This window comes from Streptomyces sp. NPDC048718, assembly GCF_043198875.1.
Classification (GTDB): Bacteria; Actinomycetota; Actinomycetes; order Streptomycetales; family Streptomycetaceae; genus Streptomyces.
Window position 1 is genome coordinate 401,527 of record NZ_JBICVG010000004.1, and the last position, 24,056, is coordinate 425,582.

A 24,056-nucleotide genomic window follows, 5' to 3' on the forward strand; every position below is an offset into this window, starting at 1 on the left:
CTCCGCGAGAACTCCCCTCCCGCCAGGGCCACTTGCCGCCGTCGATCCTGGACATTTAACATCCGGATATGAGGATGAGTCACGGAGTGGAATGGGCGCTGCACTGCTGCCTCGACCTGGTCTGGCTGGCCGAGGAGGACCGCCCGGTGCCGACCGCCCGGCTGGCCGAGTTCCACGACCTGGCTCCCGCGTACCTCAACAAGCATCTCCAGGCGCTGGCCCGTGCGGGGATCCTCGGCTCCACGCCGGGCAAGCGCGGCGGGTTCCGCCTCGCCCGGCGCCCGGACGAGATCTCGCTGCTGGACGTCGTCACGGCGGTCGAGGGCCCCGATCCGGCCTTCCGCTGTCTGAACATCCGCAACCAGGGGCCGGGTGACGCGGTGATGGGCGGTTCCGGCCGCCGGGCCTGCGTGATCTCCCACTCCATGCGCCGCGCTGAACTGACGTGGCGCCGGGAACTGGCCGGCACCACGCTGGCCGACCTCGCCGAGGAGGCCCAGCACCACGCCGCGGACGTGGCGACCCGCACCCGCCGCTGGTTCGCCGACGCCTGAACGTGCGACCCGGCGGAACCCGGCCGAACTCGACTGGCTGAACCCGCCGGGTGCCCGGGTGCGCGTCCGAACGGACAGCCCTGGCCCCAGGGTCTTCCCCTGTCCAAAACCAAGACAAAAAATATCCAGATTTCACGGCCTCAAGGAGAGAGCACCATGGCGAAACTGTCGCTGGGAGCCCTGCTGCCGGGCGGGAGTGCCCGCAAACCCGTCCTTCTGCTGGCGCTGGGGTCCTTCGCGCTCGGTACCGACTCCTTCGTCATCAGCGGCGTCTTACCGGAGCTGGGCGACGGCCTCGGTGTCTCCCTGGGCACGGCGGGACTGCTGATCACCGTCTTCTCGGCGGTCTACGCCGTCGGCGCCCCCGTGCTCGCGGTCGCGACGGGGCGGGTGAGCCGCCGGAAGGTGCTCATCGGCTCGCTCACCGTCTTCGTCCTGGCCAATCTGCTGGCGGCGGTCGCCGTCGGCTACCCGCTGATGATGGCCGCCCGGGTGATCGCCGCGCTCTCGGCCGCCGTCTACATGCCGGCCGCGACGGCCGCCGCCGCGGCGGTCTCCGCGCCCGAGGAACGCGGCCGCGCCCTGTCCGCGGTGCTCGGCGGACTCACCATGGCCAACGCGCTCGGCGTACCGCTCGGCACCCTCGTCGGACAGTCGGCGGGCTGGCGCGGCACCTTCGCCCTGGTCACCGTGATCGGAGCGATCGCCCTCGCGGGCATCCTGCGCACCCTCGACGACATCCCCTCGCCGGGTGTCGCCTCCCTCCGGCAGCGCGTCGCCGTCGCCAAGGTCCGCGGTGTCCCGTCCACCCTGCTGGCCACGGCGCTGGCCATGTGCGGGGTGTTCGTCCTCTTCGGCTACCTCGCCTGGTTCTTCGACCGTGCGGCCGGGGTCCATGGCGGCATGCTGACCGTGATCTATCTGATCTCCGGCGTCGCCGCGGTGGTGTCCAACCTCGCCGCGGGCTGGATGATCGACCACATGCCGCCCACCCGCGTCGCGGCCATCTCCATGGGCGGACTGACCGTCGCGTCGCTGGGCATGGCACTGATGGCCGGGCTGATCGGGCCGGGGATCGGGGCGGCGATCGCCCTGTCCGCGGGGCTGGCCGCCTGGTCACTGATCGGCTGGCTCTTCAACCCCGCCCAGCAGCAGCGGCTGCTCGCCGCGGCGGGGCCGCGCGGTCCGATCGCCCTGTCCCTCAACTCCTCGGCCATCTACGCGGGTCAGGCGGTCGCCGGTGTCCTCGGCGGTCTCGCCCTCGGCGGCGGCCCGGCGGCCCTGGCCCTGGTCGCGGCCGGCTGTGTCGCCGTGGCCGTGGTCCTCCTGGGCGTCTCCCATGTCCGCACCCGCCCGGCCGGCCCGCCGACCCTTGCCGAAAGCCCCGCAGGTGCCGCGGGTACCTCAGGCCCCGCCGTCGCGGCCAAGTGACCCGACCGTCCCGCCCGCCTCTGCCCCGCTCCCCGAAGGAGCGGGGCAGAGGCCGTCCGGACGCCCGCCGCCCGCCACGGCACACGCCCATCACGGCACACGCCCATCACGGAACACGCCCCCGGGGATCCGCCCCGCGCCGACCGGCCCCGCCCCGCACCGACCGACGTCCGCGGGCGCCGCCCCACGCCGAGCGCCCGCCTTCCGCCAAGGGGCGGAGACGGGCGCGCTCGGTCGTGCGGTGCCGCGGGACGGATCCCCCGGGCGTGGCCTCAGGCGGCCTTCTTGATGGCGGAGATGTCGAAGTTCAGCTTGACCTTGTCGCTGACCATGACGCCACCGGTCTCCAGGGCGGCGTTCCAGGTCAGGCCCCAGTCGGAGCGCAGGATCGTGGCCGAGCCCTCGAAGCCGACGCGCTCGTTGCCGTAGACGTCGGTGGCCGAGCCGTTGAACTCCAGGTCGATGGAGAGCGGACGGGTGACGTCCTTGATGGTGAGGTCGCCCGTGATGCGGTAGGTGTCGCCGCCCAGGTGCGCGGCCTCGGTGGACCGGAAGGTCATCAGCGGGAACTGCTCGGCGTCGAAGAAGTCCGCGCTGCGCAGGTGGTTGTCACGGTCGGCGATGCCCGTGTCGATGGAGGCGATCCGCACATCGATGGAGGCGCTGGACTCGGCCGGGGTCGTGCCGTGCAGGTTCAGCGTGCCCTCGTGGTCGGCGAAGGTGCCGCGGACGTTGGTGACCATCGCGTGGCGGACGGTGAAGCCGATGCTGCTGTGGGCCGCGTCGATCGTGTACGCGCCGGTGAGCGCGGCGAGCGCGGGGTCGACCGGGAGGGTGGCGGTGGCGGTGGTGGCGGCGGACTCGGTGTTCTTGCGGCCGAAGAGACCCATGGCGTGCTCCTTGAGGGGGGACGGTGCGCGGGGGAGGTGCGCTTTGTTGAACCTTCAACGAGAATGACTGTAGCCGCATTCCGTTCAACTTTCAACATCCGAGTTTTCGGCGTGTCCAGCCCCTGGCGGATCCGCGTGGATCTACGGCACCATTCGTCGTGCGCATGACAATCCGCACATCCGTGCGATCGGCAACCCCGTGCCCGATCCCCCCGGTCCGCTCCCCAGCAGGAGGCCCCGTGAAACTCCGCTCCGCCCTCACCGCCACCGCCCTCGTCGGCGGCGCCCTCTTCGCCCCCGGCTTCGGTGTGATGGCCACCGCCACCGACGCCCAGGCCGCCACGAAGATCACCCAGGCCACCGCGGTCTCGATGTTCAACTCCGTCGGCATCACCTGGTCCTCGTCCGGTGGCTGCTCGGACCGCAACAACTCCAGCTGTACGTCCTTCGACCAGCTCAACCTCACCACCGCCCAGGGCGCCCAGACCCTCAAGCGCTCCAGCGGCTGCGGCCTCAACATCACCGGCGGCACCGAGACCGGGCACGCGAGCGGCACCTACTCGCACTGGAACGGCTACAAGCTCGACTTCGCCAAGGCCACCTGCCTCACCAACTACGTGAAGAACACCTTCACCTACATCGGTCTGCGCGGCGACGGTTACCCGCAGTGGCAGTCCGGCGCCGGCAACCTCTACGCCGACGAGGGCAACCACTGGGACGTGACCTTCTACAACTGCGGCGGTTGCTGAGCCCCCGCCCCCGCGCCACCCCCCCGCCCCCGCGGCCCTCGGCGACGAGCGCGGCGGCAGGACGGCACGGCGACGAGCACGGCGGTACGGCGGTGCGGCGGCACACCCGTGCCGCCGTGCTCATTGAACGAGCCGGAGGGCCGCTGTAGAACCGGGTTCCGACCGGTCCTCGCCCCCGCCCCCTCCGGGAGGTCCCCGTGCCCGTCCCCGCGACCCCGTACGGCTGGTCCCGCCGCACCTTCCTGACCACCGCCACCGCCACTGCCGCCGCCGCGGTGACCCTCGCCCTCGCCCCGCACGCCCGGGCGAACCCCCGGCCCCGGCACCATGCACAGCCCCAGCCCCAGCCCCAGCCCCAGCCCCAGCCCCAGCCCCAGGATCATCCCCACCCCCCGGCCCGGACCACCACTGCCAAGGCCGCGGAGGACGAGTTCGAGACGCTGCGCCTGCGCTGGGCGGACCTCCAGCTCGGCTCCGGCTACGACGCGCACGCCGAGCCCTACGCCTCCCGGCTCGCCGAGACCGGCACCCTCGCCCGCGCGTTCCGCGCCGCCATGGCGCCCGGCGCCGGCTCCCTGTGGCCCGACCGCCCCTTCGACCCGCCGTCCGGCATCACCCAGAGCTACGGCCGGCTGTGGACGATGACCCGGGCGTATCTCCAGGACGGCACCGGCCTCACCGGCGACCCCGGCCTGCTCGCCGGCACCCTGCGCGGCCTCGACCACCTCGCCGAACGGGTCTACCACCCCGCCACCACCCCCTACGGCAACTGGTGGGAGTGGCAGATCGGCTCCCCGCGCCTGCTCATGGACCTCGTCGCCGCCCTCCACCCGCTGCTCGGCGCCGACCGGATCGCCGCCGCCTGCGCCGCCGTCGACCACTTCGTCCCCGACAGCGCGCTCGGCGCGTACACGGGCACCTCCACCGGCGCCAACCGGGTCGACCTGTGCCGCTCGGTGGCGGTCCGCGGGGTCGTCGGTGCCGCGCCCGCCAAGATCGCCCTCGCCCGTGACGCGCTCTCGCCCGTCTTCCCGTACGTGGACCAGGGCGACGGCCTGTACGCCGACGGCTCCTTCGTCCAGCACACCTGGGTCGCCTACTCCGGTACGTACGGCCAGGTGATGCTCGACGGCCTCGGCCGGCTCTTCACGCTCCTGGCCGACTCCCGGTGGGCCGTGACCGATCCGAAGCGGCAGATCATCCTCGACAGCGTCGAGCAGGCATATGCCCCACTGATCTACGACGGTCTGATGATGGACAGCGTCAACGGCCGGGCCGTCAGCCGCGGATACCTGAAGAGCGACGAGCGGCGGATCATGCGGTCCGACCACTTCCACGGCCAGGGCCTCATCGCCGCCATCGCCCTCCTCGCGGGCGGCGCGAGCCCCGCCGAGCGAAGCCGCTGGCACGCGCGCGTGAAGGGCTGGATCGCACGCGACACCGTCACCCCGATCCTCACCGCACCCCAGTTCGACGTCGCCGACCTCGCCCGGCTGCACGCCGTCGCCGCCTCCGAGGTCCCCGCCGCCCCCGAGCCGACCGGCCACCGGTTCTTCCCCGCCATGGCACGCGCCGTGCACCGCCGCCCCGGCTGGGCGGCGAACCTCTCCATGGCCTCCGACCGCATCGCCCACTACGAGTGCGGCAACGGCGAGAACCCGCGCGGCTGGCACACCGGCGCCGGGATGCTGTACTGGTGGACCGCCGGCCAGGGCGATCAGTACACCGACTGGTTCTGGCCCACCGTCGACCCCTACCGGCTGCCCGGCACCACCGTCTCCACCCGCCGCCTCGCCGACCGCGCGGGCGGCGAATGGGGCGAGCCCCGGCCCGACGCGCGCGGGGTGGGCGGGGTCACCGACGGCGAGTTCGCCGCGATCGGCCAGCACCTCAAGGGCCTCGGCTCCACCCTCCAGGCCCGCAAGTCCTGGTTCTGCGCCGCCGACGCCGTCATCTGCCTCGGCGCCGGGATCACCGCCACCGACGGGGTGGCGGTCGAGACGATCGTCGACAATCGCTGCCTCGGCGAGGCGGGCACCGCCGCCTTCACGACGGGGGAGGGCTGGGCCCACCTCGACGGCCACGGCGGCTGGGTCTTCCCCGGCGCCGCGACGGGCCCCGCGACCGGCTCCGGCCCCGCGACCGGCTCCGGCCGCGCGACCCGCCCGCACACCCTGAGCGAGGACCGCGCCGGCGCCTGGAGCGACATCAACACCGCCGGCTCCCCCGAGCGTCGCACCCGCCGCTACCGGACCCTGTGGCTCGACCACGGCACGGACCCGGTGGACGCCTCGTACGCCTATCTGCTCATGCCCGGCGCCTCGCCGCGCACCCTCGCCGCCCGGGCCGCCGACCGGCACTGGGCGGCCATCCTCGCCAACGACTCCGGCCGCCAGGCCGTCGCCGTCCCCTCCCTCGGACTGACCGCCGCCGTCTTCTGGCGGGCCGGTACGGTGGAACGGCTGGCCGTCACCGCGCCCTCGGCCGTCCTGCTGCGGCGTACGGGCGGCACGGCGACCCTCTCGGCGAGCGAGCCGGAGCGGACCGGCCGCCCCTTCGAACTCGCCTGGGACCGTCCGGTACGGGCGGTCCGGGCGCACGACGACACGGTGGAGGTGCTGGCCGCCGGACCGTCCGGGCTACGGCTCCGGATCACCCCCGGGAGCGCGGGCGTCGGCCACCACTGCACGCTCCTCTTGTGAGAACCCCACAACCGCACAGGGGCCTGTGCTGTCGACTCGGTCTGGTGGGGCGAAGGTTCTGTCAAGCCCCACCAGGATTCGACACACGAACCTGTACGGAGTCGACGGCGAGGTTTTCTCGCCCCGCTTCGTAGGGTCGATACATGACCGTTGTGGACCAGACCCCGAGCGAGCCCGCCGACGCCCGTGGCCGTGTGGCGGAGCTGCACGAGCTGCGCGAGCAGGCCCGGCGCGGCCCGAGCGACCGCGCCACCGAGGCCCAGCACGCGAAGGGCAAGCTGACGGCCCGCGAGCGGGTGGAGCTGCTGCTGGACCCCGGTTCCTTCAACGAGGTCGAGCAGCTGCGCCGGCACCGCGCGCAGGGCTTCGGCCTGGAGACGAAGAAGCCGTACACCGACGGTGTCATCACCGGCTGGGGCACCGTCGAGGGCCGGACGGTCTTCGTCTACGCGCACGACTTCCGGATCTTCGGCGGTGCGCTGGGCGAGGCCCACGCCACCAAGATCCACAAGATCATGGACATGGCCATCGCGGCCGGTGCCCCGCTGGTCTCCCTGAACGACGGCGCGGGCGCCCGGATCCAGGAGGGCGTCTCCGCGCTGGCCGGATACGGCGGCATTTTCCAGCGCAACACCAAGGCGTCCGGTGTCATCCCGCAGATCAGCGTGATGCTCGGCCCGTGCGCCGGCGGCGCCGCCTACAGCCCGGCGCTGACCGACTTCGTCTTCATGGTCCGCGAGACCTCGCAGATGTTCATCACCGGTCCGGACGTCGTCAAGGCGGTCACCGGCGAGGAGATCACCCAGAACGGTCTGGGCGGCGCGGACGTGCACGCCGAGACCTCCGGCGTGGCGCACTTCGCGTACGACGACGAGGAGACCTGCATCGCGGAGGTGCGCTACCTCCTGTCGATGCTCCCGCAGAACAACCGCGAGAACCCGCCGCCGGTCGCCTCCGAGGACCCGGCCGACCGCCGCTCCGACGTGCTGCTCGACCTGGTGCCCGCCGACGGCAACCGCCCGTACGACATGCACAAGGTGATCGAGGAGCTCGTCGACGACGGCGACTACCTGGAGATCCACGAGCGCTGGGCCCGCAACATCGTCTGCGCCCTGGCCCGGTTCGACGGCCAGGTCGTCGGGATCGTCGCCAACCAGCCGCAGACGCTGGCCGGCGTACTCGACATCGAGGCGTCGGAGAAGGCCGCCCGCTTCGTTCAGATGTGCGATGCCTTCAATATTCCGATCATCACTCTTTTGGACGTACCCGGCTTCCTGCCCGGTGTCGACCAGGAGCACGGTGGAATCATCCGGCACGGCGCGAAGCTGCTCTACGCGTACTGCAACGCGACCGTGCCCCGGATCTCGCTGATCCTGCGCAAGGCCTACGGCGGCGCGTACATCGTCATGGACTCCCAGTCCATCGGTGCCGACCTGACCTACGCCTGGCCCACCAACGAGATCGCGGTGATGGGTGCCGAAGGCGCCGCCAACGTCATCTTCCGGCGCCAGATCGCCGAGGCCGAGGACTCCGAGGCCATGCGCGTCCGCATGGTCAAGGAGTACAAGGCCGAGCTGATGCACCCGTACTACGCCGCGGAGCGCGGTCTCGTCGACGACGTCATCGACCCGGCCGAGACCCGCGAGGTGCTGATCAAGTCCCTCGCGATGCTCCGCACCAAGCACGCCGACCTGCCGTCCCGCAAGCACGGCAACCCGCCTCAGTAAGAGGAGCGCACCGAAAGTGACCACGCCCGCCACAGCCAACCTTTTCCGCGTCGAGAAGGGCCACGCCGAGCCCGAGGAGCTGGCCGCCCTGACCGCGATCCTGCTCGCCCGCGCCACCGCCCGCCCCGCAGAGCCGGCCTACGCGGCCGGCCGTACCCCGGTCGGCTGGCGCCGTCTGGAGCGTGAGGGCGGCTTCCGCGCCCCGCACAGCTGGCGCTGACCCGCGGACGCGGCCACCGACGGGCCGCACACGCACCCAGCACGCACCGAGGGCCCCCTGCTCCCACCCGGGAGCAGGGGGCCCTCGCTGTCGTACGGCACGCGCGCGTACGGGCCGTACGGGCGTACGGGCAAGCCGGCGTACGGGCAAGCCGGAAACCGGCCGAGCGGGCGGAGACGGCACGGACGGCACGGCCGGACGGCGGCGGCCACGGCGAAGGGCCCCGCACACGGCCGGAGCGACCGTGTACGGGGCCCTGGGGCACCCTGTGGGGCTTTGTGGCGCGTCCGCCTACCGCAGGCGTGCCATCAGCGCGTGCTCGACGAGCGTGATGAGGGCGCTCTTGGCGTCCGCGCGGTGGCGGGCGTCGGTGGTGATGATCGGGGTGTCGGGCCCGATCTGGAGCGCCTCGCGGACCTCTTCGGGAGCGTACGGCTGCTGCCCGTCGAAGCCGTTGAGCGCGATGACGAACGGCAGACCCGAGTTCTCGAAGTAGTCGACCGCGGGGAAGCAGTCGGCCAGCCGGCGGGTGTCGACGAGCACCACGGCGCCGATCGCGCCGCGCACCAGGTCGTCCCACATGAACCAGAAACGGTCCTGACCCGGCGTACCGAACAGATACAGGATCAGGTCCTGGTCCAGGGTGATACGGCCGAAGTCCATGGCGACGGTGGTCGTCTTCTTGTCGCCCGTGTGCGTCAGGTCGTCGATGCCCGCCGACGCGGACGTCATGACGGCCTCGGTACGCAGCGGATTGATCTCGGAGACGGCGCCCACGAACGTGGTCTTGCCCACGCCGAAGCCACCCGCCACCACGATCTTCGCGCTGGTGGTTGAACGGGCCGCGCCGCCGCTAGAGCTTGCGAAGTCCACTGAGCACCCTTTCGAGCAGTGTCACGTCTGGCTGTCCACCGGCGGTCTCGTCGCCGCCGGGCTGGTGGATGGCGACAAGTCCGGCCTCCGCCAGGTCGGCGACGAGAATCCGGGCGACGCCGAGGGGGATCGAGAGCAGGGCCGAGATCTCCGCCACCGACTTGATCTCGAAGCACAGCCGGCAGATCCGCTGGTGCTCGGGCAACTGCCCCTGCAACCGGGCCGGATCGGCCGTCGTACTGACCAGCGCCTCGATGGCGAGCTGGTAACGCGGCCTGGTCCGGCCGCCGGTCATCGCGTACGGGCGGACCAGCGGGTTGTGCCCGCCCGTCGCCCTCGTGCCGCCCTGACCTCCGTAACCGCCCTGCCCGCCCCGACCGCCCTGCGCGGACGGCCCTGAAGGGCCACCCTGGGCGTGGTGCGGCTGCCGGTAGGGCGGCGGCGGGGCGGTGGCGTCTCTGTTCGGCGTGGAAGAAAAGCCGTACGGGTTCCGCGCGTTGTCGCCGAATGGCGCCTGTCGCGCGTCATATCCGTTGTAGGGGCTCGCGCCCGGGGGTGTGCCCACGTCTCCTCCTCCTACCGCTTCGCGGTGCCATGTCCCGTGGTACCGCGCCACCGCACCCTACGGTGCGGTGGCCAGAAACGCACTGTTCGTCTGTCAGTTGAGCAGACTTCCCTGGAGTTCCGCCCGCAGGTCGGGGGTCAGCACGCCGCCCGCGCGGTCCACGAGCAGTGCCATCTCGTAGCCCACGAGGCCGATGTCGGACTCGGGGTGGGAGAGCACGGCCAGCGAGGAGCCGTCCGAGATGGACATGATGAAGAGGAAGCCGCGCTCCATCTCCACCACGGTCTGGTTGACCGCACCGCCCTCGAAGATCCGGGACGCGCCCGCGGTCAGCGAGGTCAGTCCGGAGGCGACGGCCGCGAGCTGGTCGGCACGGTCGCGGGGGAACCCTTCGGACATGGCGAGGAGCAGTCCGTCGGCGGAGACCACCACGGTGTGGGACACCCCGGGGGTGTTGTCCACGAAGTTGGTGATCAACCAGTTCAGATTCTGCGCCGCCTGGCTCATCGGGCTCACACTAACGCTCCTGGTTGTAGGTACTACCCGGGCCGAGGCCCGATCCGTTCGTGTCCGTCCCCGCGGTGCGTCCCTGCTGGACACCGCGGCGCAGGTTGCTCAACCTGCCCCGCACGTCCTCGGGTGCGCGGGAGACCTGGGGGCCGCCCTGCGGGGTGTGCTCCGCGGTGCCCTCGACCAGGTTGGCCTTGGGGACCCGTCGCGGAAGACCGGAGGAGGTGACTCCCCCCGCCTTCGGGTCGCGGAGCTTCTCGGCCCGCTGCCAGCGCTCGTCGTTCGCCGAGCGCCAGTCGTCGGGACCTTCGGCTTCGTTGTCGCCGCCGGCCTCACCGGCCGGACGCGCGGGCTGGGCCGCCTGCGGGGTCTGCGCCGCCTGGGGGGCGGCACCGCCGCGGCGCGGCAGACCGGCGTCGGTCAGTGCGTGGCCGGCGTCCGGGGCGGGACTCGACGCGGGACCCGGACGGTCGAAGCCTACGCGCTCGGCGTCCGGTTCGGGAGCGAGACGGCCGGATTCCGATTCCGTCCCGAACTCCTGTGCGTAACCCTCGCCGTAGCCGGGCTGCTGCTGCCACTCACCCTGGTGGGCCTGGGATTCGAAGGTGTTGTCGTATCCCGTGTGCCCGGTCGTGCCGCCGTCGTACGAGGCTTCCGCATACGGCTGGTTCGGCTGGATCTGCGGGGTCCCGTAGACCTCCGCGGGCTGCTCGTAACCCTCGTAGCCCTCGTGACCCGCGTATTCCTGCGGTACCGGCTGCCCCTGCGGTATCTGCTGGCTCTGCTGTATCTGAGGGGCCTGCGGGGCCTGCTGCGGGTAGGCGTAACCTTCCTGCGCCTGCGGATAGCCCGAGGGGTACTCCGAGGCGTAGGCCTGCTCGTGCTCCTGCGGTACGTACCCCTGCGGGGCGGCCGAGGGGTCCAGCTCGTCGCGGAACAGCGGGCGGCCGTCGGCCTGGTGCATCTGGGCTTCCAGCGCGGCCCGGCGCTCCTCGCGCATCAGCGAACGGCCCACCGGGTCCATCCGCCGGCCCTCGCCCGGCTCCTCGTACCGCGAGTCGTCGAAGCCGAGTTCGGCCGCGGTGCGCATCGGCTGCGACTGCGGGTCGAACGCGGGCTGCGCCTGCTCCGGGATCATCTGCGAGACGGTGAAGTCGTCGTGCGGGGACTGCGCCTCGCCGCCACCACCGTGGGTGATCGCGTCCGGCAGCATGACCAGCGAGGTGGTGCCGGCCTGCTCGCCCGAGGGGCGCAGCTGGACCCGGATGCCGTGCCGGTCGGCGAGCCGGCCGACCACGAACAGACCCATGCGCTGCGAGACGGCGGCGTCCACGGTCGGCGGGTTGGCCAGCTTGTGGTTGATGTCCGCGAAGTCCTCGGCGGTCAGGCCGATGCCCTTGTCGTGGATCTCGACCATCACCCGGCCGTCGGGCAGCCGGGTCGCGGTCACCCGGACCTTGGTCTGCGGGGAGGAGAACGTGGTGGCGTTCTCCAGGAGCTCGGCGAGCAGGTGCACGAGGTCGGTCACGGCCTGGCCGTGGATCTCGGCCTCCGGTACGCCTTCGAGGTCGACGCGCTCGTACTGCTCCACCTCGGAGGCGGCGGCGCGCATCACGTCGACCAGCGGGACCGGCTGGTCCCAGCGGCGGCCCGGCTCCTCGCCGGCGAGGACCAGGAGGTTCTCGCCGTTGCGGCGCATACGGGTGGCCAGGTGGTCGAGCTTGAACAGCGACGACAGCTGGTCCGGGTCGGCCTCGTTGTTCTCCAGGTCGGTGATGAGGCTCAGCTGGCCCTCGATCAGCGACTGGTTGCGGCGCGAGAGGTTGGTGAAGATCGCGTTGACGTTGCCCCGGAGCATGGCCTGCTCGGCGGCGAGCCGGACGGCCTCGCGGTGCACCTGGTCGAAGGCGCGGGCGATCTCGCCGATCTCGTCGTGGGTGTCGACCGGGATCGGCTGGACCCGGGTGTCGACCCGGCCCGGCTCGGTCCGGGAGAGCTGGTCGACCAGCATCGGCAGCCGCTGCTCGGCGATGCCGAAGGCGGCGGTGCGCAGCTCGCGCATCGAGCGGCTCATCTGGCGGGCCATCAGACCGGCGATGACGAAGGCGGCGAGCAGCGCGATCAGCACGATGGCGCCGTTGACGAAGGCGTCGGTGCGGGCGCTGGAGGAGATGTCCCCGGCCTCGGTGACGGCCCGGTCGACGAGTTCCTTCTCGACCTCGGTGTAACCGTCGAACTTGGAGGTGGCGACGGCCATCCAGGTGTCGGCGGTGATGCCCCGCTGCTTCAGTTCCTCGATGCCGTCGGCGTCCTTGGCGGAGCCGATCGCCTCGGCCATGCCCGCGAAGACGGAGGTGTCCTTGCCGGAACCCTTGGGCAGATCGATGCCGCGCGCGGCCATCTTCTTGGCGCCCTCGGCGGACTTGCCGGCCATGACCTCCATGAGCCGGTCCATGTCGGCCTGGGTGCCGCCGGAGGTGTACTCGCCGAGGGCGATCTGCTCCAGATAGTTGTACGAGTGGAAGGCAACCGACTGCTGCGCGAACACGTCCTCCTTCTTACTGGGACGGACGAGCAGCTGGGTGCCGATCGAGCGCTGGAGCGACTCGGCGCCCTTGGCGAGCTGGAGGGCGTAGACGGTACGGCCGTAGCTGGTGATGTTTCCGGTGCCCAGCCCGAGTTCGTTGGCGAACTCCAGCAGGTAGTGCTGGACCTCGGTGTAACCCACCTGGGTGTCGACGGGGTCGAGGGCCCGGGTGTACGCGATCTTGCGCAGTTCCTGGAGCTTGGGCTCCGCCTTGCGGAAGAGGTTGAGACGGCGCTGCATGCGCTCGCCGCCCGGCATGTCCGCGACGGTCCGGTCGAACTTCTGCTTGGCGGCGTCGGTGGCCGCGTACGCCTTGGTGATGGCGGGGGCGGACCGGTCCTCGGGGCTGTTCGCCTTCAGCAGCGGTTCGGCGGTGAGGTCGCGCTCGTCGAGGAGGGCCTGTCCGTACTCCGCGGCGGCGCCCACGATGCGCGCGGTCTTCTCGGCGTCCTGTGCTTCCTGCCAGGTGTCCATGGAGGACTTCACCTGGAAGCCGCCCATGACCAGTCCGACGAGCACGGGGATGAGGAGGATGGCGTTCAGCCGGGTGGGCACGCGCCAGTTGCGCGGCGACAGCTTGCTGGTGCTGCCCGTACGGCGCGGGGCCGGGGGCGCGGGTTCGTCCGGTGGCGACACGGCCGTACGCGACGGCGGTGTGAAGTTGCCCCGCGTCTGTTGCTCCGCGGAGCTTTCCTTGCTTCGCCTCACTCGACAACCTCTCGGCGTCGGCACCTACGTTGTGCCGGGTCTTTCGTTCAGGGCCGTACTACTCGGGAGTTCATGAATTCCAGCACGTGAAGGGGGCCGTATCCAAACAGTGCGGAGCAACCGGTTTTCGTGCGTCCCGCCAGAGATAAAACGGGCATAAAGAACGAGCCCCGCCAAAAGGCGGGGCTCGTGTGAGCGCAGCGGTACCGAACGTATGCGTCGGGTGTCCGCAGCGCCCCAATTCTCTGTCGAAACGTTATGAACGAGAGGGTGGCCGTGTCGAAGGACACAGCCTCTCTTCCCCGCCTCCACGGCAACTTCCGTATGGCGGCTTCCACTTGGCTTCCGCTATTTCAGACGCGCCATCAGAGCGTGTTCGACCAGGGTGATGAGGGCGCTCTTGGCGTCCGCGCGGTGGCGGGCGTCGGTGGTGATGATCGGGGTGTCGGGCCCGATCTGGAGCGCCTCGCGGACCTCTTCGGGAGCGTACGGCTGCTGCCCGTCGAAGCCGTTGAGCGCGATGACGAACGGCAGACCCGAGTTCTCGAAGTAGTCCACGGCCGGGAAACAGTCCGCCAGCCGGCGGGTGTCCACCAGCACCACGGCGCCGATCGCGCCGCGCACCAGGTCGTCCCACATGAACCAGAAACGGTCCTGACCCGGCGTACCGAACAGATACAGGATCAGGTCCTGGTCCAGCGTGATGCGGCCGAAGTCCATCGCCACCGTCGTGGTGGACTTCGACCCCGTGTGCGTCAGGTCGTCGATGCCCGCCGAGGCGGACGTCATGACGGCCTCGGTCCGCAGCGGGTTGATCTCGGAGACGGCGCCCACGAACGTGGTCTTGCCCACGCCGAAGCCACCCGCCACCACGATCTTCGCGCTGGTGGTCGAACGGGCCGCCGGAGCGGCGGCACCGCCACTAGAGCTTGCGAAGTCCACTGAGCACCCTTTCCAGCAGTGTCACGTCCGGCGTGCCGCCGGCCTCTCCGTTGCCCGGCTGGTGGATGGCCACCAGACCCGCCTCGGCCAGGTCGGCCACGAGGATGCGGGCCACGCCGAGCGGCATCGACAGCAGGGCCGAGACCTCGGCCACCGACTTCACCTCGCGGCACAGGTGGCATATCCGCTGGTGCTCGGGGAGCAGGGTGGCCATGTGTGCCGGGTCGGCCGTGGTGCTGACCAGCGCCTCGATGGCGAGCTGGTAACGCGGCCGGGTCCGGCCGCCGGTCATCGCGTACGGACGAACCAGCGGCTGGTCGCCTTCAAAGCCGTACGGATCGTCGAGCGATGTGCCGTACGGATCGTGAGAGGCGGGGGGCGGGGTCATGAATCCTCCGGGCGTGACGGCAGACGCACTGCCGTCTGATGGGGCCGGTGGGGGGCCGGGTGGGGCGGCCGGACGGTGAACGGTCCGGTGCGGTGCGGAGGGGCGCACCGCCGCGGTCGTATCGGTACGGACGGGTGTGATCGCTAGTGGAGCAAGCTGCCCTGGAGCTCGGCCCGCAGATCCGGGGTGAGCACGGAGCCCGCCCGGTCCACGAGGAGCGCCATCTCGTAGCCCACGAGGCCGATGTCGCACTCGGGGTGCGCCAGTACGGCCAGCGAGGAGCCGTCCGAGACCGACATCAGGAAGAGGAAGCCGCGCTCCATCTCCACCACGGTCTGGGCGACCGGTCCGCCCTCGAAGATCCGAGACGCCCCCGCGGTCAGCGAGGTCAGTCCGGACGCGACCGCCGCGAGCTGATCGGCACGGTCGCGGGGGAACCCTTCGGACATGGCAAGGAGCAGTCCGTCGGCGGAGACCACCACCGTGTGGGACACCCCGGGGGTGTTGTCCACGAAATTGGTGATCAACCAGTTCAGATTCTGCGCCGCCTGGCTCATCGCGCTCAACTAACGCTCCTGCTGCTGGTTCGGGCCGAGGTCGAAGGAACCCGTGTTCGGGTTACCCGCCTGGCGGCCCTGCTGGATACCGCGGCGCAGATTGGTGAGCCGGCCGCGGACGTCGTCGGGTGCGCGGGACACCTGGGGGCCGGCCGTGGGGGCCTGCTCCTGGGCGGTCCCGGGCACGAGGTTGGCCCGCGGCACGCGCCGCGGGAGCCCGGAGGTGGTGACACCGCCGGCCGCGGGCTTGCGCACCCGCTCGGCCTGGCGCACCAGTTCGTCGTTCGGCGAGGTCCGCCAGGCGGCCGAACCGCCCTGCTGCGGAGCCTCGGCCTGCTGCGGGGCCGCCGGGGCGGTCTGCTCGGCCGACGGGAAGACCGGGTTCTGCATGGTCTGCTCGACGTCCGGCAGCGAAGGCGCGGCCGGAGCCGGAGCCGGAGCCTGGGGCTGGGCCGGAGCCGGGGCGGCGGGCTGCGGGGCCTGGTAGCCCTGGCCGTAACCCTGCTGCGCCTGGTGCTGCGCCTGCTGTGCCTGCTGAGCCTGGTGCTGCGGACGGCCCTGCTGTGCCTGCGGCTGCTGGGGAGCCTGGCCCTGCTCCTGGCGGTGCCAGTCGGTCTCCAGCGTGTCGAACAGCGGGGTCCGCATCTCGCCGCCACCCTGCGAGGGCGCCGGAGGAAGCGCCTCGGGGCGGCGTGGCTGCTGAAGCTGCGGCTGCTGTGCCTGCTGCTGCGGGGCCGGCTCGTTCGCGGTCCGCTGGCGCGGCGCGGGGGCCTGGGCCTGCTCCTGGGCGTACGGGACCGGGGCCTGCGCCTGCGGCTGACCGTACGGAGTCTGGGCCTGGGCCTGCGGCTGACCGTACGGGGTCGGGGTCTGCTGGGCCTGCGGCTGGCCGTACGGGGTCGGGGGCTGCTGCGGCACCTGGGCCTGCGGGACGAACGGCTGGTGACCGTACGCCTGCTGCTGCGGAGCCTGCGGCGGGGCACCGAACTCCGGGCGCGGGAACCCCGCCGTGGACGCCGGGTCCTGGCCGCCGGCCTGGTAGCCCTGCGGGGCCTGGGCCTGCGGAGCCGGAGCGCCGAAGTCGGGACGGGCGAACTGGCCGGTGGAACCGGGACCGTCGGGGACGCCGGGCAGCGCGTAGCCGCCCGTGCTCTCCGGGTCGTCGTGACCGCGCGGCGCGTCCAGCGGACTCATGTCCTGCTGCGGCCGGCGGACCGGCTGCATCTGGTCGTTGCCCCAGCTGGTGGCCTGCGGACGCGGCGCCTGCGGCTGCTGGGCCTGCCGGTCGGGGGTACCGCCGGGCAGCTCGGCGCGCGGGAAGCCGTCCGCCGCCGCCGGGCGCGGCTCCAGCGGAGGCCGGGCCCCCTGCTGCGCCTGCGGCATCTGCGGGGCCTGCGGGGCCTGGGCCTGCCGGCCCGGCCGGGTGTCCTGGCCGCCCCAGATGTCGGTACGGGACGGGATCGCGCTCTGCGCGCCGCCGCCGAACCCGCCGGGCACTCCGGCACCGGCCCCCGGACCCTGCGGCTCGGCCGGAACCGGCGGCATCTGCGCGGTCTCCGGGCCCGAGGCGCCGCGGTCCTGGTAGCGGTCCTGCTGCCGGCCCTGACCCTGACCCGGTCCCTGACCCGGTCCCTGACCCTGGCCCTGAAGCTGACCCGGTCCCTGGGCCTGCGCCTGGACGGGCGCGGGCACCTGCGAACGCTCCTCGAAGAGGTTCGGACCCTGCGGCTGCGGGGAGTTCGGGCGCTGCGCGTCCCGGCTGGGCAGCGCACCGCGCGCCGGGCCGGCACCGAGCCGGCCGCCGGGCGCACCCTGGCCCCCCGGACGTCCGCCGCCGAGCGCCGCGGCCGCGCCGGGACCGCCGGCGAGCCGGCCGCCCTGGGGGGCCTGGCCCTGCGGGGCACCGTTCTGGCCGCCGGGCTGACCGGCCTTGGGCGCGGGCTTCTTGCCGCCGTGGGCGACGTCGACGGGGAGCATGACGAGCGCGGTGGTGCCGCCCGAGTCGGACGGGCGCAGCTGGATCCGGATGCCGTGTCGCAGGGACAGCCGGCCGACCACGAACAGACCCATGCGGCGGGAGACCGAAACGTCCACGGTGGGCGGCGAGGCGAGCCGCTCGTTGATCGCGGCCAGGTCCTCGGGGGACAGACCGATACCGGTGTCGTGGATCTCGACGAGCACCCGGCCGTCGGGCAGCGCGTGACCGGTGACGCGGACCTTGGTCTGCGGGGAGGAGAACGAGGTGGCGTTCTCGAGCAGCTCGGCGAGGAGGTGCACGAGGTCGTTGACGACGCGGCCGGCGACATCGGTCGCGGGGACCGAGGCCAGCTCGATGCGCTCGTACTGCTCCACCTCGGAGGCGGCGGCACGCAGGACGTCGACCAGCGGGACCGGCCGGGTCCAGCGACGGCCCGGCTCCTCACCGGCGAGGACGAGGAGGTTTTCGCCGTTACGGCGCATACGGGTCGCGAGGTGGTCGAGCTTGAACAGCGACGACAGCTGGTCCGGGTCGGCCTCGCGGGACTCCAGTTCGGAGATGAGCGAGAGCTGACGCTGGATGAGGCCCTGCGAACGGCGCGAGAGGTTGGTGAACATCGCGTTGACGTTGCCCCGGAGGAGGGCCTGCTCGGCGGCGAGCCGGACCGCCTCGCGGTGCACCTCGTCGAAGGCTGCGGCCACCTGGCCGATCTCGTCGCGGGAGTGCACACCGACGGACTCGACGGAGGTGTCGACGTCCTGCGGGTCGGACTCGGAGAGCTGCTTGACCAGCTCGGGCAGTCGGTCCTGGGCGACCTTGGTCGCGGTGTCCTGGAGCCGGCGCAGCGACCGGATCATGGACCGGGCCACGACGAACGCGCCGACGAGGGAGACGCCGAGGACGAGGAGGATCAGCGCACCGTTGATGATGGCTTCGCGCTTCGACGCCTGCTTCAGCTCACGGGCCTCGGTCTCCATCTTTCCGAGGAGGTCGGCCTCGATGCGCTTCATCGCGGTCATCTTGGTGCCGTACTCGTCGGTGAAGTTCAGGTGACCGCGCTTCACGTCCGGCAGGCCGCGGGTCGACTTCAGCAGACGCCGGGCGTAGTTGTCGGCCGCCTCGATCGACGGGTCGCCGTTGAACAGCGAGGCCGTCAGATCCTCGGAGTCGCCGCCGGTCGACTCGTAGATCAGCTTGAAGGACTTGAGCTCGACGTCCTCGGAGCTCTGCGCGGCTTCACCGTAAAGCCGGTCGCTGAGCTGGAGGTTGGCCGGGCGGCTGTCGTTCGGCGGCAGCGAGGAGGCGATGATCGCTTCCTGGATGGAGGCGTACTCCTTGGCGGACGAGAACGCGGCGAGCGCGCGGGTCCGCTTGATCATCTCCGAGTTGCTGGTCGCCTGGGCCATGTCCTGGGACAGGCTGAGCAGGGAACGGATGAGGCGGCTGTACGCCTCGACCGTCACCGACTTGGCGATGCCTTCCTCGTACGCGGTGGAGCGGATCGAGCCCAGCGCGCTGACCTGCGAGGCGATCTGGTTGACGTTCGAGCGGATGCTGCGCACCGACTCGTCGCTGCTGGTGTCCGAGATGCCCTTGGTGGCGTCGAGGAACGCCTTGTACGCGCGGTCGGTCTTCTTGCGCGGGTTGGCGACCTGATAGTCGCCGGCGCTCTTGCCGTTGGCGAGCGGACCGGCCGACAGACCGCGCTCCTCCTGGAGCGCCTCGGCGAAGTTGGTGGCTTCCTTGGTCAGCTTGGTGAGCAGCTGCATCTGCTCCAGCTGGTCCATGTCCTGCAGCGACTCGCTGATACGAATGCCGCCGAGGCTGGTGGCCGCGACCACGGGGAGGGTCAGCAGGGCCACCAGGCGCGTGGAGATGCGCCAGTTGCGCAGGGCTATTCGCGGCCCGACCTGGGCCTCGGACTGAAGGTCGGGAAGCGGTGCGTGCTCGGAGACGGCGTCCTCGGCGGTACCGCCGGCGCTCTTCTCGGGGCCTGCGGGGCGGCCGGTGCCGAGGGGAGCGGCGGGGCGGCCGGGGCCGTCACCGCCCTTGCCCTTGCCCTTGCCCTTGCGGTCGGGGCCGTCCTTGCCCTTGCGGCCGGGTCCGTTCCCGCCCTGGGGATCCGGGTGCTGCGGGTGTGGCGCAGGGGATCCGTGCTGGGTCCCGGCACGCGGTTCCTGCTCCGCCGGAGCTTCCCCTCGTCCCTTGCGGGCCTGGGAAGAGCCCGTGCCATCCCTCTTGAAACGTCCCTGCACTAGCGTCGCAACCTCTGGACCAGGCGTCCCCCCGGATGAACGGAGAGGACGGTGTCGGCGTCGTGGGGAGCCGGTCAGCCCCCCGTGGTGGTCGTCGGTGACCGGCGCGGATCCCCCTGTCCCGCCACTCGGCCGGCGCTCGTCGCGCCCTTTGCGCGCCAGTCTTGGAAACCCGCGGCGGTGCCGGAATTCCAGCACAGTGGCGGATCTCCAACAAGGGCCGCACGGCAGGCCGGGGCGGGGATGACGACATGTGTGCGGGGAGTCACCGCGTGTAGAAGATGATCACGGAGGAAACGGTCATACCGTGACTAAATCAAGAGGCCTCGGGGGTGTCCCAGTCGCGACGATCAGGAGCGGAATGGATCATTCGGTACGGGAATGTCTGTTTCGGTGACCAAGGGTTGCGGTGCGTAATGCCCTATTTGTTCACATCATGGTGAGCAAAATCACACACAGTTTGTTGGATCAACCATGCATTCGAAGGGAATTGCATGTTTAGCCTGACGCTTTACAGAATGGGCAGCACGTCCTACGCGCCCTTCAGGGCGCGTCCCGCCGCAGACAAAGGTCCGACACCGCGATGACGACGCCCTCCGCACTTCCCGCCGTTACGGCCAACCCCCGCCGCTCGACCCTCGCCCACCTTGAGGACGCGGCCGAACTCGGCCGGGGTGCCCAGCCCGAGTACGCCGCGACCCTGCCGGCCGTCACGGCCAACCCGCGCCGCACCATCCTCATGACGGCCCCCGCGCCGCACGTGCCCGCGTACCTGCCCGCCGAGTAGTCGTCCCGCGACGTCCGGTGGCCGCAGGGCGGACCAGGGGGCCTGTCCGGCAGATCTTGGCCGGGGCCGTGACGCCTGGCACGGCGCCTGGCTGCGTTGCCGAACTGCCTGAATAGCTCCGCTATCAAGGCACTCCGGCGCCTTGCCTTGCGTCCCCTGGGCCCTGGCGGGCCTGGGGAGACCCCATGCACCAGACGCCCCGGCCTATCCGACCCTGATCCGCCGGACAGGCCCCAAATCCGCCGGTCCGCCCCTCGCCGCGCGTTAGCCTGGAGCGTCAGACTCCAGCCAGCATCAAGTGAGGGGCGACAGCACTCGTGCGCATCGCCAGATTCTCCATCGACGGCAATGTCGCCTTCGGCGCGGTCGAAGGCGAGGGAACCGTCGAGTCCGGCGGCCTCGTCCTCGACATCATCAAGGGCATCCCGTACACGGACTTCGAGCTCAGCGGCACCAAGGTCCCGCTGAGCAAGGTCAGGCTCCTGCCGCCCGTACTCCCCAACAAGGTCGTGGCCATCGGCCGCAACTACGCGGAGCACGCCAAGGAACTGGGCAACGAGGTCCCCGAGGTCCCGGTGGCTTTCTTCAAGCCCACCACCTCCGTCATCGGCCCCGGCGACGCCATCGAGTACCCCTCCTTCTCCAACGAGCTGCACCACGAGGCCGAACTGGCCGTGGTCATCGGCCGCATGTGCCGTGAAGTGCCCCGCGAGCGCGTCAAGGACGTCGTCTTCGGCTACACCTGTGCCAACGACGTCACCGCCCGCGACGTCCAAAAGCGCGAGGCCCAGTGGTCCCGCGCGAAGGGCTTCGACACCTCCTGCCCGCTGGGGCCCTGGGTGGAGACCGACCTCGACCCGAGCGACCTGACCATCCAGGCCACGGTCAACGGCGAACAGCGCCAGCTCGGTCGTACGAGCGACATGATCCGCTCCATCGAGGACCTGGTCGTCCACATCACCGAGGCCATGACGCTGCTCCCCGGCGACGTCATCCTCACCGGCACCCCCGCCGGGGTCGGCCCCCTCAACGTCGGCGACGAGGTCGCCGTCACCATCGAAGGCATCGGCACTCTCACCAATAGGGTGATCAAGCGTGGCTAACGCCCACATCCGCGTCCGTTTCTGTCCCTCCCCGACCGGCAACCCCCATGTCGGCCTGGTCCGCACCGCCCTGTTCAACTGGGCCTTCGCCCGGCACAACCAGGGCACCATGGTCTTCCGTATCGAGGACACCGACGCGGCCCGCGACTCCGAGGAGTCGTACAACCAGCTGCTCGACTCGCTGCGCTGGCTCGGCCTGGACTGGGACGAGGGCCCCGAGGTCGGCGGTCCGCACCCGCCGTACCGGCAGTCCCAGCGGATGGACATCTACAAGGACGTGGCCGACAAGCTGCTCGCCGGCGGCTACGCGTACCACTGCTACTGCACCGCGACCGAGCTGGACGAGCGCCGCGAGGCCGCCCGCGCAGCCGGCCGCCCCTCCGGCTACGACGGCCACTGCCGCGAGCTGTCCGCCGAGCAGGTCGAGCAGTACAAGGCCGAGGGCCGCGAGGCCATCGTCCGCTTCCGGATGCCGGACGAGACGATCACCTTCACCGACCTCGTCCGCGGTGAACTCACCTTCACCCCGGAGAACGTCCCGGACTACGGCATCGTGCGCGCCAACGGCGCCCCGCTGTACACCCTGGTCAACCCCGTCGACGACGCCCTGATGGAGATCACCCACGTCCTGCGCGGCGAGGACCTGCTCTCCTCCACCCCGCGCCAGATCGCCCTCTACAAGGCGCTCATGGAGCTGGGCATCGCCAAGGAGATCCCGGCCTTCGGCCACCTCCCGTACGTCATGGGCGAGGGCAACAAGAAGCTCTCCAAGCGCGACCCGCAGTCCGCCCTCAACCTCTACCGGGAGCGCGGCTTCCTCCCCGAGGGCCTGCTGAACTACCTGTCGCTGCTCGGCTGGTCCTTCTCCGCCGACCGCGACCTGTTCACCCTCCCCGAGATGGTGGAGAAGTTCGACATCGCGGACGTCAACGCCAACCCGGCCCGCTTCGACCTGAAGAAGGCCGAGTCCATCAACGCGGACCACATCCGCATGCTGGACGTGAAGGCCTTCGCCGCGGCCTGCGAGCCCTGGCTCCAGGCCCCGCACGCCCCCTGGGCGCCGGAGGACTTCGACCAGGCCGCCTGGGAGGCCATCGCGCCGTACGCCCAGACCCGGCTCACCGTCCTGTCCGAGATCACGGCCAACGTCGACTTCCTGTTCCTCGCGGAGCCGGTCTTCGACCAGGCTTCGTGGGACAAGGCGATGAAGGGCGAGCCCGCCGCGCTCCTCACCACCGCCCGCGAGAAGCTGGCGGCGGCCGACTGGAACGACGCCGAGGCGCTGAAGAACGCCGTCCTGGCCGCCGGCGAGGCCCACGGCCTCAAGCTCGGCAAGGCCCAGGCCCCGGTCCGCGTGGCCGTCACCGGCCGTACGGTCGGTCTGCCGCTCTTCGAGTCGCTCCAGATCCTGGGCCAGGACAAGGCCCTGGCCCGCATCGACGCGGCCCTGGCGAAGCTCGCCGCGTAAGCGTCGCTCTCCGTCCTCGGGGCGGCACCCGGAATCTCCCGGGTGCCGCCCCCGAGGCGTTTCCCGGTCGTTTCCCGGACCCGGGTGTCCGATTCCCCCGGCCCGGCCGCCGTGGCGGCGGTACCGTCGATCCATGGCCATCCGCGCGGTCCTCTGGGACATCGACGACACACTCTTCGACTACGCGCGCGCCGATCACGCCGGGATGCGGGCCCATCTCGCCACCGAGGGGCTCTGTGGCGGGTACGCGTCGGTCGAGCAGGCCCTCGGGCGGTGGAAGGAACTCACCGTGCTGCACTGGCGGCGCTTCGAGGCCGGTGGGGTGGACTTCCTGGACCAGCGCCGCGAGCGGGTGCGCGACTTCCTGGGGGAACCCGGGATGGCCCCGGAGGCGGCCGACGGCTGGTACGAGCGGTACGTGGCCCACTACGAGGCCGCCTGGGAGCTGTTCCCGGACGCCGTGCCCGTTCTCGACCTGCTGGCCCGCGACTACCGGCACGGGGTCCTGTCGAACTCCAGCATCCTCAACCAGGACCACAAGCTGCGCGCGCTCGGCGTACGGGACCGCTTCGAGGCCGTCCTGTGCGCGGCCGAGCTCGGGGTGGCCAAGCCGGCCGCCGAGGCCTTCCACGCCGCGTGCACGGCTCTGGGGCTCGCGCCGGGGGAGGTGGCGTATGTCGGGGACCACCCCGACATCGACGCCCGGGGCGCGGCCGAGGCGGGGCTGCTCGGCATCTGGCTGGATCGCGCCGACGGCGGCGGACGCCCCGAGCTGCACCGGATCACCGGCCTCGACCAGCTTCCCGGGGTGCTGCGGGGGCATACCCGTTTTGGAGCACCGGGAACCATCGGGTAATGTTCTTCTTGTCGCCGAGGGGGACAGGCCGAAAGGCCGGAAGCCCGAAGCGCAAGCCGAGCAAGAGCCCTTCTCGAAGGGATCAAGTTCCGGTGGCCTATGGTGTAATTGGCAGCACGACTGATTCTGGTTCAGTTAGTCTTGGTTCGAGTCCAGGTAGGCCAGCTCGCAGAGCTCATCTGCAACTGTGGAATAATCATCCACAC

Annotated in this window: 19 protein-coding genes and 1 tRNA gene; 11 read left to right on the plus strand and 9 right to left on the minus strand. The window is 71.2% G+C overall.

The window, feature by feature from the left end; translation table 11 throughout:
- Positions 1 to 68: 68 nt before the first annotated feature.
- Positions 69 to 554 (plus strand): Rrf2 family transcriptional regulator, encoded by a 486-nt coding sequence (locus ACGFRB_RS09995; protein WP_363000967.1) that lies wholly within the window; start codon positions 69 to 71, stop codon positions 552 to 554.
- A 156-nt stretch (positions 555 to 710) separates the two neighbouring features.
- Positions 711 to 1,985, plus strand: a complete 1,275-nt coding sequence (locus ACGFRB_RS10000; RefSeq protein ID WP_393241318.1) for an MFS transporter — start codon at positions 711 to 713, stop codon at positions 1,983 to 1,985.
- Between the two features lie 272 nt (positions 1,986 to 2,257).
- On the opposite strand, the gene ACGFRB_RS10005 is transcribed toward ACGFRB_RS10000, so the two are convergent.
- Positions 2,258 to 2,875: a YceI family protein gene (locus ACGFRB_RS10005; protein ID WP_363000963.1), complete on the minus strand. Its 618-nt coding sequence runs from the start codon at positions 2,873 to 2,875 to the stop codon at positions 2,258 to 2,260.
- A 239-nt stretch (positions 2,876 to 3,114) separates the two neighbouring features.
- Between ACGFRB_RS10005 and ACGFRB_RS10010 the strand changes: the two genes are divergently transcribed.
- From ACGFRB_RS10010 to ACGFRB_RS10025, 4 genes are all read left to right on the plus strand, one after another.
- A complete protein-coding gene (locus tag ACGFRB_RS10010) occupies positions 3,115 to 3,624 on the plus strand; it encodes a hypothetical protein (protein ID WP_363000961.1) in 510 nt (169 codons plus the stop codon).
- Between the two features lie 197 nt (positions 3,625 to 3,821).
- Positions 3,822 to 6,326 (plus strand): polysaccharide lyase 8 family protein, encoded by a 2,505-nt coding sequence (locus ACGFRB_RS10015; RefSeq protein WP_393241323.1) that lies wholly within the window; start codon positions 3,822 to 3,824, stop codon positions 6,324 to 6,326.
- A 143-nt stretch (positions 6,327 to 6,469) separates the two neighbouring features.
- Entirely contained in the window at positions 6,470 to 8,053 is a 1,584-nt protein-coding gene (locus tag ACGFRB_RS10020; RefSeq protein ID WP_393241326.1) for an acyl-CoA carboxylase subunit beta, read from the plus strand.
- 16 nt (positions 8,054 to 8,069) lie between these two features.
- Positions 8,070 to 8,273, plus strand: coding sequence for an acyl-CoA carboxylase epsilon subunit (locus tag ACGFRB_RS10025; RefSeq protein WP_363000955.1), 204 nt, complete (start codon positions 8,070 to 8,072; stop codon positions 8,271 to 8,273).
- A gap of 291 nt (positions 8,274 to 8,564) precedes the next feature.
- On the opposite strand, the gene ACGFRB_RS10030 is transcribed toward ACGFRB_RS10025, so the two are convergent.
- The 8 genes from ACGFRB_RS10030 to ACGFRB_RS10065 all read right to left on the minus strand — a co-directional run bounded on the left by ACGFRB_RS10030 (position 8,565) and on the right by ACGFRB_RS10065 (position 19,636).
- Positions 8,565 to 9,146 (minus strand): ATP/GTP-binding protein, encoded by a 582-nt coding sequence (locus tag ACGFRB_RS10030; protein ID WP_393241329.1) that lies wholly within the window; start codon positions 9,144 to 9,146, stop codon positions 8,565 to 8,567.
- The gene (locus ACGFRB_RS10035; protein ID WP_363000953.1) at positions 9,127 to 9,711 is read right to left on the minus strand and encodes a DUF742 domain-containing protein; all 585 of its coding nucleotides are present in this window, start codon (positions 9,709 to 9,711) and stop codon (positions 9,127 to 9,129) included. The genes ACGFRB_RS10030 and ACGFRB_RS10035 overlap by 20 nt, the downstream gene beginning before the upstream one ends.
- Before the next feature lie 93 nt (positions 9,712 to 9,804).
- Positions 9,805 to 10,218 (minus strand): roadblock/LC7 domain-containing protein, encoded by a 414-nt coding sequence (locus ACGFRB_RS10040; protein WP_359880845.1) that lies wholly within the window; start codon positions 10,216 to 10,218, stop codon positions 9,805 to 9,807.
- Positions 10,219 to 10,228: 10 nt separating this feature from the next.
- A complete protein-coding gene (locus ACGFRB_RS10045) occupies positions 10,229 to 13,516 on the minus strand; it encodes a nitrate- and nitrite sensing domain-containing protein (protein WP_393241332.1) in 3,288 nt (1,095 codons plus the stop codon).
- A 348-nt stretch (positions 13,517 to 13,864) separates the two neighbouring features.
- Positions 13,865 to 14,458, minus strand: coding sequence for an ATP/GTP-binding protein (locus tag ACGFRB_RS10050; RefSeq protein ID WP_363000949.1), 594 nt, complete (start codon positions 14,456 to 14,458; stop codon positions 13,865 to 13,867).
- Complete coding sequence (locus tag ACGFRB_RS10055; protein ID WP_363000947.1) at positions 14,439 to 14,846, minus strand: DUF742 domain-containing protein; 408 nt, start codon at positions 14,844 to 14,846, stop codon at positions 14,439 to 14,441. Before ACGFRB_RS10055 ends, ACGFRB_RS10050 begins: the two co-directional genes overlap by 20 nt.
- A gap of 143 nt (positions 14,847 to 14,989) precedes the next feature.
- Complete coding sequence (locus ACGFRB_RS10060) at positions 14,990 to 15,403, minus strand: roadblock/LC7 domain-containing protein (protein ID WP_030496942.1); 414 nt, start codon at positions 15,401 to 15,403, stop codon at positions 14,990 to 14,992.
- A gap of 9 nt (positions 15,404 to 15,412) precedes the next feature.
- Complete coding sequence (locus ACGFRB_RS10065) at positions 15,413 to 19,636, minus strand: nitrate- and nitrite sensing domain-containing protein (protein WP_393241336.1); 4,224 nt, start codon at positions 19,634 to 19,636, stop codon at positions 15,413 to 15,415.
- A gap of 583 nt (positions 19,637 to 20,219) precedes the next feature.
- Between ACGFRB_RS10065 and ACGFRB_RS10070 the strand changes: the two genes are divergently transcribed.
- The 5 genes from ACGFRB_RS10070 (at position 20,220) to ACGFRB_RS10090 (ending at position 24,015) form a co-directional block, all read left to right on the plus strand.
- Entirely contained in the window at positions 20,220 to 20,423 is a 204-nt protein-coding gene (locus ACGFRB_RS10070; RefSeq protein ID WP_363000943.1) for a hypothetical protein, read from the plus strand.
- A 317-nt stretch (positions 20,424 to 20,740) separates the two neighbouring features.
- Positions 20,741 to 21,526 carry a fumarylacetoacetate hydrolase family protein gene (locus tag ACGFRB_RS10075; RefSeq protein ID WP_361224786.1) on the plus strand — a complete coding sequence of 262 codons (786 nt, stop codon included), beginning with the start codon at positions 20,741 to 20,743 and terminating at the stop codon, positions 21,524 to 21,526.
- A complete protein-coding gene (gltX, locus tag ACGFRB_RS10080; protein WP_393241340.1) occupies positions 21,519 to 22,994 on the plus strand; it encodes a glutamate--tRNA ligase in 1,476 nt (491 codons plus the stop codon). Before ACGFRB_RS10075 ends, gltX begins: the two co-directional genes overlap by 8 nt.
- Positions 22,995 to 23,127: 133 nt before the next feature.
- Positions 23,128 to 23,850, plus strand: a complete 723-nt coding sequence (locus ACGFRB_RS10085; RefSeq protein WP_393241343.1) for an HAD family hydrolase — start codon at positions 23,128 to 23,130, stop codon at positions 23,848 to 23,850.
- Positions 23,851 to 23,943: 93 nt separating this feature from the next.
- Positions 23,944 to 24,015: transfer RNA gene (locus tag ACGFRB_RS10090), tRNA-Gln, on the plus strand.
- Positions 24,016 to 24,056 lie beyond the last annotated feature (41 nt).

What these genes read in the sequence shown, in the direction of transcription:
- ACGFRB_RS09995 (WP_363000967.1), top strand. Translation starts at nt 69, where the DNA reads ATGAGGATGAGTCACGGAGTGGAATGGGCGCTGCACTGCTGCCTCGAC.
- ACGFRB_RS10000 (WP_393241318.1), top strand. Translation starts at nt 711, where the DNA reads ATGGCGAAACTGTCGCTGGGAGCCCTGCTGCCGGGCGGGAGTGCCCGC.
- ACGFRB_RS10005 (WP_363000963.1), bottom strand. Translation starts at nt 2,875, where the DNA reads ATGGGTCTCTTCGGCCGCAAGAACACCGAGTCCGCCGCCACCACCGCC.
- ACGFRB_RS10020 (WP_393241326.1), top strand. Translation starts at nt 6,470, where the DNA reads ATGACCGTTGTGGACCAGACCCCGAGCGAGCCCGCCGACGCCCGTGGC.
- ACGFRB_RS10040 (WP_359880845.1), bottom strand. Translation starts at nt 10,218, where the DNA reads ATGAGCCAGGCGGCGCAGAATCTGAACTGGTTGATCACCAACTTCGTG.
- ACGFRB_RS10055 (WP_363000947.1), bottom strand. Translation starts at nt 14,846, where the DNA reads ATGACCCCGCCCCCCGCCTCTCACGATCCGTACGGCACATCGCTCGAC.
- ACGFRB_RS10060 (WP_030496942.1), bottom strand. Translation starts at nt 15,403, where the DNA reads ATGAGCCAGGCGGCGCAGAATCTGAACTGGTTGATCACCAATTTCGTG.
- ACGFRB_RS10070 (WP_363000943.1), top strand. Translation starts at nt 20,220, where the DNA reads ATGACGACGCCCTCCGCACTTCCCGCCGTTACGGCCAACCCCCGCCGC.
- ACGFRB_RS10085 (WP_393241343.1), top strand. Translation starts at nt 23,128, where the DNA reads ATGGCCATCCGCGCGGTCCTCTGGGACATCGACGACACACTCTTCGAC.